Annotated in this window: 9 protein-coding genes; all 9 read right to left on the bottom strand. The window is 71.0% G+C overall.

Annotated features, from left to right (window positions below):
• Nucleotides 1-9: 9 nt before the first annotated feature.
• Nucleotides 10-789, bottom strand: coding sequence for a TIGR03936 family radical SAM-associated protein (locus OHA55_RS08350; protein ID WP_266704286.1), 780 nt, complete (start codon nt 787-789; stop codon nt 10-12).
• A 124-nt stretch (nt 790-913) separates the two neighbouring features.
• The gene (locus tag OHA55_RS08355; RefSeq protein ID WP_266704288.1) at nt 914-2,176 is read right to left on the bottom strand and encodes a hypothetical protein; all 1,263 of its coding nucleotides are present in this window, start codon (nt 2,174-2,176) and stop codon (nt 914-916) included.
• Between the two features lie 117 nt (nt 2,177-2,293).
• Complete coding sequence (locus tag OHA55_RS08360; protein WP_266704290.1) at nt 2,294-4,219, bottom strand: TIGR03960 family B12-binding radical SAM protein; 1,926 nt, start codon at nt 4,217-4,219, stop codon at nt 2,294-2,296.
• A 52-nt stretch (nt 4,220-4,271) separates the two neighbouring features.
• The gene (locus tag OHA55_RS08365; RefSeq protein ID WP_266704292.1) at nt 4,272-5,822 is read right to left on the bottom strand and encodes a CYTH and CHAD domain-containing protein; all 1,551 of its coding nucleotides are present in this window, start codon (nt 5,820-5,822) and stop codon (nt 4,272-4,274) included.
• Nucleotides 5,823-5,929: 107 nt separating this feature from the next.
• Nucleotides 5,930-7,123 (bottom strand): rod shape-determining protein RodA, encoded by a 1,194-nt coding sequence (gene rodA, locus OHA55_RS08370; protein WP_266704294.1) that lies wholly within the window; start codon nt 7,121-7,123, stop codon nt 5,930-5,932.
• Complete coding sequence (mrdA, locus tag OHA55_RS08375; RefSeq protein ID WP_266704296.1) at nt 7,123-9,294, bottom strand: penicillin-binding protein 2; 2,172 nt, start codon at nt 9,292-9,294, stop codon at nt 7,123-7,125. The genes rodA and mrdA overlap by 1 nt, the downstream gene beginning before the upstream one ends.
• Before the next feature lie 40 nt (nt 9,295-9,334).
• Nucleotides 9,335-9,994, bottom strand: coding sequence for a rod shape-determining protein MreD (mreD, locus tag OHA55_RS08380; protein WP_266704298.1), 660 nt, complete (start codon nt 9,992-9,994; stop codon nt 9,335-9,337).
• An 11-nt stretch (nt 9,995-10,005) separates the two neighbouring features.
• On the bottom strand, nt 10,006-11,124 hold the full coding sequence (mreC, locus tag OHA55_RS08385) for a rod shape-determining protein MreC (protein WP_266704300.1): 1,119 nt from the start codon (nt 11,122-11,124) through the stop codon (nt 10,006-10,008).
• A gap of 123 nt (nt 11,125-11,247) precedes the next feature.
• Entirely contained in the window at nt 11,248-12,267 is a 1,020-nt protein-coding gene (locus OHA55_RS08390; RefSeq protein ID WP_124268240.1) for a rod shape-determining protein, read from the bottom strand.
• Nucleotides 12,268-12,303 lie beyond the last annotated feature (36 nt).

The following is a 12,303-nucleotide window of genomic DNA, read 5'->3' on the forward strand; positions in this document are numbered from 1 at the left end:
ACGACCGCCTTACGCGGAACCCGAACCTTCAGGCGCCGTCGCGACACTCCCGGGGGCCGTCGCGGGGACGGCCGGGGGTGCGTCGCGGTCGGGCGCGAGCGGGTCGGTCACCGTGCCGGACTCCTCGTCGAAGAGCCCCTGCGCCAGCCTGGTCACCGCTACGGGGACCGGCGGCGCCAGGTCGGCCACAGCTCGGAGACCGGACAGGACGTCGTCGGGTCGTACGGCGGGTGTCATGTGCCGCACTACCAGGCGCAGTATCGCACAAGCGGTGTCCACGGACCCATCAGGCCGCGGATCGAGGGCCTCGAGAGCGACCACGGCCTCCCGGGCGTCGAAGGTGCGCACACCGTTCTTCGCCCGGCGCTGGACCTCGACCGTTTCGGCGGCGAGGAAGGCGGCCACGGCCTGTTCGGCGTCCTGGACGGTCACGCCGTCCAGGCGCATCTCCCAGACGGAGGCGGTCAGCCGGTCCGCGAGCCCTGAGGTACGGGCCTCCACGGCGTCGGTGATGTCGAGGCCGTCCGGCAGGGATTCGTTGAGGAGGTCGCGCAGGACGTGCGGGTCGCGGTGCTCGGTGAGCGCGATCTCCAGGAACTCGGCCTCGCTGCCGGTGCCGGTCGGAGCCGCGTTGGCGTACGAGACCTTGGGGTGCGGGGTGAAGCCCGCCGAGTAGGCCATGGGTACCTCGGAGCGGCGCAGGGCCCGCTCGAAGGCACGCTGGAAGTCTCGGTGGCTGGTGAACCGGAGGCGGCCGCGCTTGGTGTAGCGCAGTCGGATGCGCTGCACCGCCGGTGCGGGCGGCGGGCCTTCGGGCTGTCGCTTGCCCAGTGGTTCTTCTCCTCGGTGCGGGGCGGGCGCGGTGACGCGCCGCCCACGAAGTACAGGTCGTCACGGGGGAGCCGGCCCCGGCTCACCCCCTCCGGCCTGTGGTCGTGCCGGGCGGGGAGATCTCGGGTGCGGGCGCCGCGCCGTGCACGGGTGTCGCATGGTGCTCCTCACCCAGAGTACGCGCAGTAACCCTCCTGGGTCCGCCGACCTCCGGCTTCACCGGTCCGCCGACGAGCGTGCGCCAGGCGTCCCGCCGTGCCTGGCGGACGGCCTCGCGTGCCGTACGCAGTATGTCGCGCACGGCACGCCCGGTCGCCGCGACGGCGGTCCGGGCGGGCGACCAGACCCAGTCCCGCAGGGCGTGCCCGACCGGCGTGCAGACGGAGCGGTAGCACCAGATCAGCGGGGTGACCAGCAGGGTGCGGAGCAGCCGGGCCAGTGCCCGTCCGATCGCGCGGCTGATCATGCCGGCGATCCGCCAGCCCACCACCAGGGCCGCTCCGGTCTCCCGCAGCACCGGAAGGAGAACGCACCGCCAGAGCCAGGCCAGGGGAACGACGAGCAGGACGCGCACCAGCCACGCCAGGCCCAGACCGAGGGCCCGGAGCAGCCACACCGTGCCGCGTCCGAGCGGGGTGAGCACCGACCGCCAGAACCAGACCAGCGGCACCACGAGCAGGATGCGCACCAGCCGGGCGACGGCGGTCCCGAGGGGGGTGAGGACGTACCGCCACAGGAGGACGAAGGGCCATACGAAGAGGGCGAGGCCGAGCAGACGCAGTGCCGCGAGCAGCCCGTGCCCCAGCGGGGTCAGCAGGGAGCGGTAGAGGCTCCGCAGCCCGTGCCCCAGCGGGGTGAGCACCGCCGCGTACAGCCAACGGCACGGGACGAGGACGCCGTACCGGACCAGCGGGACCAGCACGTACCGCCAGAGGGAGACCACCGGCCAGACGGTCAGCGCCCGGAGAACCAGCACCAGTGCGCGGCCGACCGGGGCGAGCACCGCGCGGTACAGCCACCTCAGCGGGACGGCCACCAGGTACGTCCACGCCCAGGCGGCCGGCCGGGCGACCAGGTTCCGCCAGGCCCATGCCACGCCTCGGCCCAGGGGCCGCAGCAGCGTCCGGTGCAGGGCGCGCAGGGTGACGACGAGCAGGTCCCAGGCCATCCGCACCGGCAGCACGACGAGCACCGCGACGATCCGGACCGGGATGCGGACCAGCTCGACGACACAGCCGTCGCCGGACCGGTACTCCGCGGGCGCCTGGTGCCGACCGTACTCCGGCCGCTGCCGCGGGACCCGGTCGCCCGGCCGGGCCCGGCCGCTGTCCTTCTCGATCTGCATGCGCCCATCATGCGGAAGACCCGCCCCGGGGAGATCCCCTGGGCGGGTCTTTGTCACACGGTCGGTACGCCGGCGTGCGAACCCGTCACATCCGGCGCGGTCCGCATCGGGCTCGGTTCACTTCACCACGGTGAGCGGCAGCAGCTTCTTGCCGGTGGGGCCGATCTGGATGTCCAGGTCGAGCTGCGGGCAGACGCCGCAGTCGAAGCAGGGGGTCCAGCGGCAGTCCTCGACCTCGGTCTCGTCGAGCGAGTCCTGCCAGTCCTCCCAGAGCCAGTCCTTGTCCAGGCCGGAGTCGAGGTGGTCCCAGGGCAGGACCTCCTCGTAGGTCCGCTCGCGGGTGGTGTACCAGTCGACGTCCAGGCCGAAGCCGGGGAGCGTCTTGTCGGCGCAGGCCATCCAGCGGTCGTAGCTGAAGTGCTCGCGCCAGCCGTCGAAGCGGCCGCCGTCCTCGTACACCGCGCGGATGACGGAACCGACGCGGCGGTCACCGCGCGAGAGCAGGCCCTCGACGATGCCGGGCTTGCCGTCGTGGTAGCGGAAGCCGATGGAGCGGCCGTACTTCTTGTCGCCGCGGATCTTGTCGCGGAGCTTGGCGAGCCGCGCGTCGGTCTCCTCGGCGCTCAGCTGCGGCGCCCACTGGAACGGGGTGTGCGGCTTGGGGACGAAGCCGCCGATGGAGACGGTGCAGCGGATGTCGTTCTGGCCGGAGACCTCGCGGCCCTTGGCGATCACGTTGACCGCCATGTCGCCGATCTGGAGGACGTCCTCGTCGGTCTCGGTGGGCAGGCCGCACATGAAGTACAGCTTCACCTGGCGCCAGCCGTTGCCGTACGCGGTGGAGACCGTACGGATCAGGTCCTCCTCCGAGACCATCTTGTTGATGACCTTGCGCATGCGCTCGGAGCCGCCCTCGGGGGCGAAGGTGAGACCGGAACGGCGGCCGTTGCGGGTCAGCTCGTTGGCGAGGTCCACGTTGAACGCGTCGACGCGGGTGGACGGCAGCGAGAGGCCGATCTTGTCCTCGGTGTACCGGTCGGCGAGGCCCTTGGCGATCTCGCCGATCTCGGAGTGGTCGGCGGAGGAGAGCGAGAGCAGGCCGACCTCCTCGAAGCCGGTGGCCTTCAGGCCGCGGTCGACCATCTCGCCGATGCCGGTGATGCTTCGCTCCCGCACGGGGCGCGTGATCATGCCGGCCTGGCAGAAACGGCAGCCGCGGGTGCAGCCGCGGAAGATCTCGACGGACATCCGCTCGTGGACGGTCTCGGCGAGCGGGACCAGCGGCTGCTTCGGGTAGGGCCACTCGTCGAGGTCCATGACGGTGTGCTTGGAGACCCGCCACGGCACGCCCGACTTGTTGGGCACGACGCGGGCGATACGGCCGTCCGGGAGGTATTCGACGTCGTAGAACCGCGGGACGTAGACGCCGCCGGTACGGGCGAGGCGGAAGAGCACCTCGTCGCGGCCGCCGGGGCGGCCCTCGGCCTTCCAGGCGCGGATGATCTCGGTGATCTCCAGGACCGCCTGCTCGCCGTCGCCGATGACCGCGCAGTCGATGAAGTCGGCGATGGGCTCGGGGTTGAACGCGGCGTGGCCGCCCGCGAGCACGATCGGGTCGTCCATCGTGCGGTCCTTGGCCTCCAGCGGGATGCCCGCCAGGTCCAGGGCCGTGAGCATGTTGGTGTAGCCGAGTTCGGTGGAGAAGCTCAGGCCGAACACGTCGAACGCGCCGACGGGCCGGTGGCTGTCCACCGTGAACTGCGGCACCTTGTGCTCGCGCATGAGCTCTTCGAGGTCCGGCCAGACGCTGTACGTGCGCTCGGCCAGGACCCCTTCGCGCTCGTTGAGCACCTCGTAGAGGATCATGACGCCCTGGTTGGGCAGCCCGACCTCGTAGGCGTCGGGGTACATGAGCGCCCAGCGGACGTCGCATTCGTCCCACGGCTTGACGGTGGAGTTCAGCTCACCGCCGACGTACTGGATGGGCTTCTGCACATGCGGGAGCAGAGCTTCGAGCTGTGGGAAGACCGACTCGGCAGACATCTCGCGAACCTTCGTGAGCTGGCAGGGGTGACCATCCAGCGTACCCCGCTGCTCAGCTCTTCAGCGCCGCCCGCAACCTGGCCTCGGACGCGCGTGCCCACACGTGCGGCAGCCGGTGCTCCAGCCGGGCCGCCGCCGCCTCCTCGCGTCCGTACAGAAGTCCCCAGGTGAAAGCGGACTCACCGGCTCCGTGCGCGTGCACGGCCAGGGCGCGCAGAGCCTCGCGGGCGACCACCCCGTCCTGGTGGTCGCCGAGCAGGCTCTGGACCGCCTTGACCCGTTTGGCGAGCCGCTTCGCGGGCTTGCCCAGGACGGGCCGGGCGGCCTCGCCCGCGTACCGGGTGCGCTTGGCGGCCTTGCGGGCCTCGTGCATCGCGAGGTCGCGGTCGTGCCCGGGCGGGAGGTCCAGGGCGTGGTGGACCCGTGCGGTGAGCCGGTCGTGGTCTTTCAGCGCCGCCCGGGCGAGGACCCCGGCGGCGTCCTCGCCGGCCGCGGGCAGCAGGGGCGGGTCGGCGAGCAGCGCGTCCAGTGCGCCGAGCAGAGCGAGGTACCGGTCCCCGTCGAGCACGGCGAGGGTCCGGCGGCGGGCGGCCGTACGTTCCGCCGCGCCCCAGCGCTCCAGCCTGCCTCGCACGGGTCCCAGCAGCAGGGCGGGTTCCACCTCGTCGACGTGGTGGAGCAGCCGGGCTTCCAGCACCTCGTGGTCCCGGACGGTCCCCAGTTCGGCGGCGAGCCACTTCAGCTCGGCGCCGACCGGATCGGTGACGGCCCGGTCGAGGACTTCGCGGTAGCTCTTGAAGGCGCTGCGCAGCCGCCGGGTGGCGACCCGCATCCGGTGCACCGCGTCGGGCAGGTCGCGGCGGACCGCCGGGTCGAGGGTGACGATCGCCTCGGTCTGCCGGCGTACGCGGGCGAGCACCTGCTCCCCCGCGATGCCGGACTCTCCGGCCCCCGGCTCCCGCCCCGACGGCTCCGGCCCCTCCCCCGGGGACGGTGCCGGGGCCGTCTCCGCGAGCGCGCGGGCCGCCTTGGAGGCGGCGGTCGAGGGGCGTACGCCCGCCGCGGCGAGCCGCTCCTCCACCGCGTCCAGGTAGGCCGGGTCGACGTCGTCGGCGAGCTCGACCTCGATCTCGGTCCACCCGGCGGTGGTCCCCGCGCCGTCACCGGTGAGCCGCTCCGCGAGGACCGTGTCGACGCTCAGCTCGGCGAGCAGCCGGCCGCCGGCGTCCGTGAGGTGGTGGACGTCACGCGAGGAGAGCAGCCGGACGACCGGGACCACCGCCCGGTCGCGGACCCGGGAACGGATGAGGCCGGCGAGCGCGTCGGGCAGTTGGCCGGTGAGCGGGGCGCGGATCTCGTCGCGCACGCCGGGGGCGACGGGGAACTTCACGTGCCAGCCCTCGTCGTCGCCGCCGGTCCTGCGGCGCAGGGTGATCGAGCCGGCCGCCAGCCGGAAGTCCTCGGTGTCGTAGTAGACGGCATCGAGTTCCACGACCCCGCGGGGCACGGACGCGGCCGTTCCGGCCACCCCGGTGAGGTCGGGCAGCCGGATACCGGGAGCCGCTTCGTACTTCCGCTCGATCTCGCGCTTGACGTCGGCCATGTTCCGAATCTAACGCCGGGGCCCGGTGGATTCACGGGCCCGGCAGCACTCCGGCCCGGTGGGCTGCTGCCACCGGGCCGGAGGACGGGTACGCACCGTACGGGCGCTCAGGCGGACATCGGCCGCTGCACCTTGATCGACTGGAGCAGTCCGATCGCGACCCAGATGGCGAACATCGACGACCCTCCGTACGAGACGAAGGGCAGCGGCAGACCGGCGACCGGCATGATGCCGAGGGTCATCCCGATGTTCTCGAACGCCTGGAACGCGAACCAGGCGATGATCCCGGCGGCCACGATCGTGCCGTACAGCTCCGTGGTCTCGCGGGCGATGCGGCAGGCGCGCCAGAGGACGACGCCGAGGAGCACGATGATCAGCCCGGCCCCCACGAAGCCGAGTTCCTCACCGGCGACCGTGTAGACGAAGTCGGTCTGCTGCTCGGGGACGAACTGGCCGGTGGTCTGCGTGCCGTGGAAGAGTCCGGTGCCGGTGAGACCGCCGGACCCGATCGCGATGCGCGCCTGGTTGGTGTTGTAGCCGACACCGGCCGGGTCGAGCGCCGGGTTGGCGAAGGCGGCGAACCGGGCGATCTGGTAGTCGTCCAGCAGACCGAGCTGCCAGACCGAGACCGCGCCGAGGGCGCCCGCGCCGAGGAGCCCGAAGACCCAGCGGTTGGAGGCGCCGGAGGCGAGGAGCACGCCGAGGACGATGACGGCCATCACCATGACCGAGCCCAGGTCGGGCATCAGCATGACGATGCCCATCGGGATCGCGGCCACCCCGAGCGCCTTGGCGACGGTGCGGTGGTCGGGGTGCAGCTGGTCGCCGGCGTCGACGCGGGCGGCGAGCAGCATCGCCATGCCGAGGATGATGGTGATCTTGGTGAACTCGGAGGGCTGGAGCGAGAATCCGCCGCCGATGATGATCCATGCGTGCGCGCCGTTGACGGTGGCGCCGAGCGGGCTGAGGACCGCGAGCACCAGGACGACGGAGAGCCCGTAGAGGATCGGTACGGCTCCGCGCAGGGTGCGGTGGCCGAGCCAGATGGTGCCGATCATCAGGCCGAAGCCGATGCCGGTGTTGAGGGCGTGCCGGAAGAGGAAGTAGTACGGGTCGCCGTGGGTCAGCGAGTCGCGGCCGCGGGTCGCCGAGTAGACGAGCAGCGACCCGATGAAGGAGAGCGCGAGCGCCGAGCCGAGCAGCGGCCAGTCGAGCCGCCGCACCACGGAGTCGCGTGCGGTGAGCCGGGCCCAGGAGGAGCGCTCGGGGGCGTACCGGGCGACGGAGAAGCCACCGGCCATCAGTCCCGCCTTCCGATCGTCGCTGCGAGTGCCTGCTGTCCCTCGCCGAGGGGCTTGTTGGCGTCGGGGTCGTACGGCTTGACCTTCGGGGCGTTGATCGTGCCGTCGGGCTGGATCTTCGGGAGGGTCTTCTGGGGCGTGGGCAGCAGGGCCTTCTTGAGGTCCTGCTTGCCTTCGGCGTCCAGGCCGTAGAGGGCGTTGTAGATGTTGCGCACGGCGGGGCCGGAGGCGCCGGAGCCGGTACCACCCTGGGAGATCGTCATGACGATCGAGTAGTCCTTGGTGTACGTGGCGAACCACGAGGTCGTCTGCTTGCCGTAGACCTCGGCGGTACCCGTCTTGGCGTGCATCGGGATCTTGTCCTGGGGCCAGCCGCCGAACCGCCAGGCGGCGCTGCCCCGGGTCGCGACACCCGCGAGGGCTTCGTCTATGTCGTCGCGCGTGCTCCCGGTGAAGGGCAGCTTGCCGTGCGAGACGGGCTTGATCTCCTGGACCGTCTTGCCGTCGCCGCTGACGATGGCCTTGCCGACGGTGGGGTCGTAGAGGGTGCCGCCGTTGGAGATCGCGGCGTAGATGGTGGCCATCTGGATCGGGGTGACGAGGGTGTCGCCCTGGCCGATCGAGTAGTTGACGGAGTCACCGGCGCGCATCTTGTCGCCTTCGAGGCAGTTCTCGTACTCGATCTGCTGGGCGTACGTGCCGTCCTTCTTGCCGTCCTTGCACCAGAAGGCCTTGTTGGCCTTGAAGAAGTTCTCCTTCCACTGGCGGTCGGGGACGCGGCCGGTGACCTCGTTGGGGAGGTCGATGCCGGTCTCCTTGCCGAGGCCGAACTGGTGCGCGGTCTTGTAGAACCAGTCGCCGGGGTTCTTCTTCGGGTTGGTGCCGCCGTCCTTGAGCCACTCCTTGTGCGCGATGCCGTAGTAGACGGTGTCGCAGGAGACCTCCAGGGCGCGGCCGATGGTGATGGAGCCGTACCCCTGCGACTCGAAGTTCTTGAAGGTCTGGCCGCCGATGGAGTACGAGCTCGGGCACGGGTAGTTGCCGTCGAACGGGTACCCGGCGTTGACCGCCGCCGTGGACGAGACGACCTTGAAGATGGAGCCGGGGGCCGCCTGGCCCTGGATCGCGCGGTTCAGCAGCGGGTAGTTGGACTTCTTGGTGGTGAGCTTCGTGTAGTCCTTGGCGGAGATGCCGCCGACCCAGGCGTTGGGGTCGTAGTCCGGCAGCGAGGCCATCGCGACGACCCGGCCGGTCTTGGCCTCCATCACGACGACGGCGCCGGAGTCGGCCTTGTAGTTCATGTCGGTGTTCTTGTCGAACTCCTTGCGGGCCGTCTTCATCGCCTTGTCGAGCTCGTACTCGGCGACGGACTGCACCCGTGCGTCTATCGACGTGACGACGGACGCGCCGGGCTCGGCGGGGTCGTTCGCGGCCTGCCCGATCACCCGGCCGAGGTTGTCGACCTCGTAGCGGGTGACACCGGCCTTGCCGCGCAACTGCCGGTCGTACGTGCGCTCCAGACCGGAGCGGCCGACCTGGTCGGAGCGCAGGTACGGCGACTCGGTGTCCTGGGCCTTGGTGATCTCCTCGTCGGTGACCGGGGAGAGGTAGCCGAGGACCTGGGCGGTGTTGGCGCCGCCGGGGGCCGCGTACCGGCGTACGGCGGTGGGTTCGGCGGTGATGCCGGGGAAGTCCTCGGCCCGCTCGCGGATCTGGAGGGCCTGCTGGGTGGTGGCCTCGTCGGTGACCGGGATCGGCTGGTAGGGCGAGCCGTTCCAGCAGGGCTGGGGGGTCTTCGCGTCGCAGAGCCGGACCTTGTCCTTGACGTCCCTCGGCTTCATGTCGAGAACGTCGGCGAGGCGGGTGAGGACGGCCTCGCCGTCGTCCTTCATCTTCAGCAGTTCGGTGCGGCTGGCGGAGACGACGAGACGGGTCTCGTTGTCGGCGAGCGGTACGCCGCGCGCGTCGAGGATGGCGCCCCGGACGGCGGGCTGGACGACCTGCTGGACGTGGTTGTTCTTGGCCTCGTCGGTGTACTCCTGGCCGTTGCGGATCTGGAGGTACCAGAGCCGGCCGCCGAGCGTCAGGAGGAGGGAGAAGACGAGGATCTGGATGACGACGAGGCGGATCTGGACGCGCTGGGTCCGGCCGGTCTCGGGGATGTTGCTCACGGTGCGCCCCCGTCGGTGGTGCTCGGGTGCTGGTCCGGCCTCACAGTCGCTTGACCCCCTTGATCCTTCCCGCGCGTGCGGCGCGATTGCGGGCGGCCCTGACGCGGAGTCCGCCGCGCTGGCTGCCGATCGTCAGGCCGGTGCCCGTGGAGAGCCAGCCGGCGGAGACGTCGCCGCCGGCCGACTCGGAGACCGGGTCGTTCTCGGTGCGCCGGGCGAGCCCCATGATCAGCGGTACGACGAACGGCGCGAGCAGCAGGTCGTACACGGCGGCCGTGAACACCAGGCTGCCGAGGCCGACGTGCCGGGCCGCGGTGTCACCGACGAGGGCGCCCACCAGCGCGTAGAGCAGGGTGGTGCCGACGGCCGCCACGACGACGAACGCCATGGGGCCGAAAGCCGACTTGAGCTGCCCGTTCTCCGGCCGGACCAGCCCCGCGAGGTAACCGATGACGCAGAGCACCAGCGCGTAGCGCCCGGCGGCGTGGTCGGCGGGCGGGGCCAGGTCGGCGAGGAGTCCCGCGGCGAAGCCGATCAGCGCCCCGCCGACGTGCCCGTACACGAAGGCGAGCCCGAGGACGGTGAGCAGCAGCAGGTCGGGAACGGCTCCGGGGAGCTGGAGTCTGGCGAGTACGGAGACCTGGACGACGAGGGCGACCACGACGAGGGCGACGGAGAGCAGAGTCCGGTTCAAACGCATGGGGATCAGCCCTACTCCTGGTCGTCTGCCTGGCCGTCTGGGTCGGCGGCAGCGTCGGTATCGGCGTTGGCGTTGGTATTCGCGGCGGCGTCGGCGTCGGCAGCGGGAAGCGTGGCGACTTCGGTCGCACCGGCGGCCTGGCCGGAGGCCGTCGCACCGGGCGTCTGGTGGATGTTGCCGACCACCTTGCCGCTGCCGTCGACGAGATCGCCGTTGGGCTGGACGGTCACGGTGACGGTCGGGGTGGGCTTCGGCTTGGCCGGCTTGGCGGGCTTCTTCGGCAGGACCGCGTCGCGCGGGTCGGTGCGCGGGGCCTCCACGACGACGCCGACGATGTCGAGCTTGGTGAAGCCGACGAACGGCTTGACGTAGACGGTGCGGGTGAGGTCGCCGCCGGACGGGTCGACGCGGACGACCTCGCCGACCGGGACGCCGGGCACGAACGGCTTGTCCTTGCTGGAGCCGAAGGTGACGAGCCGGTCGCCCTTGGCCACCTTGGCCTTGCCGTTGAGGAACTGCACCGAGAGCGGGCTGTTGCCCTGGCCGGTGGCGAAGCCGAGTTCGTCGGTCTTCTCCATCCGGGTGCCGACGGTGAAGTCCGGGTCGTTGGCGAGGAGCACGGTCGCCGTGTTCGGGCCGACGGTGGTGACGCGGCCGACGAGTCCCTCGCCGTTGAGGACCGTCATGTCGCGGGCGATGCCGTCCTTGGAGCCGGCGTCGATGGTGATCGTCCAGGAGAAGCCCTGGGCCGCTCCTATGGCGATGACCTGGGCGCCCTTGATGCCGTACTGACCGGCGTTGGCGTTCTTCAGGATCGCGTCGAGCTGGCGGACCCGGCTGTTGGTGCGGGCGTCGCTGCCGAGCTCCGTCTTGAGCTCCGCGTTCTCCTTCTCCAGGGCCGCGATCCGGTCGTGCCGGTCTCCGGAGTCCCGGACGGCGCCGATGGCGTTGCCCACCGGGTCCACCGCCGCCGCCACGCCGTTCTCGACAGGTCCGAAGACCGTCGCGGCGGCCTGCCGGGCGCCGTCCACCGGCGAGTCCTCGCCGCCGCGGATGTCCACCGTGATCAGTGCGAACGCGATGACGATCAGCAGCACCAGGAGCAGCCGGCTCTCTCGTGTGTCCCTCACGTGCGGCGGCCGTGCCTTCCTCGTAGGAATGTTCGTGCCTGTATATCAACGATCTGCCGTGCGGGGCGGCAGCGCCCGCACGGCAGACCGATGGTGTGTCAGAGGCCCGCCGGAGCCATGTGGCTACCGCCGGGGCTGGGCGTCCAGGACCTGCTGGAGTGCCTCGAACTCCTCGACGCACTTGCCCGATCCGAGCGCCACCGAGTCCAGCGGGTCCTCGGCGATGTGGATCGGCATGCCGGTCTCGCGGCGCAGCCGCTCGTCCAGCCCGCGCAGCAGCGCGCCACCGCCGGTGAGCACGATGCCGCGGTCCATGACGTCGCCGGAGAGCTCGGGCGGACACTTGTCGAGCGTCGTCTTCACGGCGTCGACGATCGCGTTGACCGGCTCCTCGATGGCCTTGCGGACCTCCGCGGCCGAGATGACCACGGTCTTGGGCAGTCCGGAGACGAGGTCACGGCCGCGGATCTCGGTGTGCTCGTCCTTGTCCATGTCGTACGCGGAACCGATCGTGATCTTGATCTGTTCGGCGGTCCGCTCACCGAGGAGGAGGGAGTACTCCTTCTTGATGTGCTGGATGATCGCGTTGTCCAGCTCGTCGCCGGCGACCCGGATCGACTGGGCAGTGACGATTCCGCCCAGCGAGATCACCGCGACCTCGGTGGTGCCGCCGCCGATGTCGACGACCATGTTGCCGGTGGCCTCGTGGACCGGGAGGCCGGAGCCGATGGCCGCCGCCATGGGCTCCTCGATGATGTGCACCTGGCGGGCGCCCGCCTGCGTCGACGCCTCGATGACGGCGCGGCGCTCGACCCCCGTGATGCCGGAGGGCACGCAGACGACGACCCGCGGGCGGGCCAGGTAGCGGCGCTTGTGGATCTTGAGAATGAAGTAGCGGAGCATCCGCTCGGTGATCTCGAAGTCGGCGATGACGCCGTCCTTCAGCGGCCGCACGGCAACGATGTTGCCCGGCGTGCGGCCGATCATCTTCTTGGCCTCGGAGCCGACCGCGAGAATGCCGCCGGTGTTGGTGTTGATGGCCACGACGGACGGCTCGTTCAGGACGATGCCGCGCCCCCTGACGTACACCAGCGTGTTGGCAGTCCCGAGGTCGATAGCCATGTCACGACCGATGAACGACATTGATTCCCCTTGTTCCCCATGAGGATGCGGCGGTGC

The organism is Streptomyces sp. NBC_00102, assembly GCF_026343115.1.
Lineage (GTDB): Bacteria > Actinomycetota > Actinomycetes > Streptomycetales > Streptomycetaceae > Streptomyces.

Coding starts and splice junctions, on each gene's coding strand:
- OHA55_RS08355 (WP_266704288.1), bottom strand. CDS start 2,176: ATGCAGATCGAGAAGGACAGCGGCCGGGCCCGGCCGGGCGACCGGGTC.
- OHA55_RS08360 (WP_266704290.1), bottom strand. CDS start 4,219: ATGTCTGCCGAGTCGGTCTTCCCACAGCTCGAAGCTCTGCTCCCGCAT.
- OHA55_RS08365 (WP_266704292.1), bottom strand. CDS start 5,822: ATGGCCGACGTCAAGCGCGAGATCGAGCGGAAGTACGAAGCGGCTCCC.
- rodA (WP_266704294.1), bottom strand. CDS start 7,123: ATGGCCGGTGGCTTCTCCGTCGCCCGGTACGCCCCCGAGCGCTCCTCC.
- mreD (WP_266704298.1), bottom strand. CDS start 9,994: ATGCGTTTGAACCGGACTCTGCTCTCCGTCGCCCTCGTCGTGGTCGCC.
- OHA55_RS08390 (WP_124268240.1), bottom strand. CDS start 12,267: ATGTCGTTCATCGGTCGTGACATGGCTATCGACCTCGGGACTGCCAAC.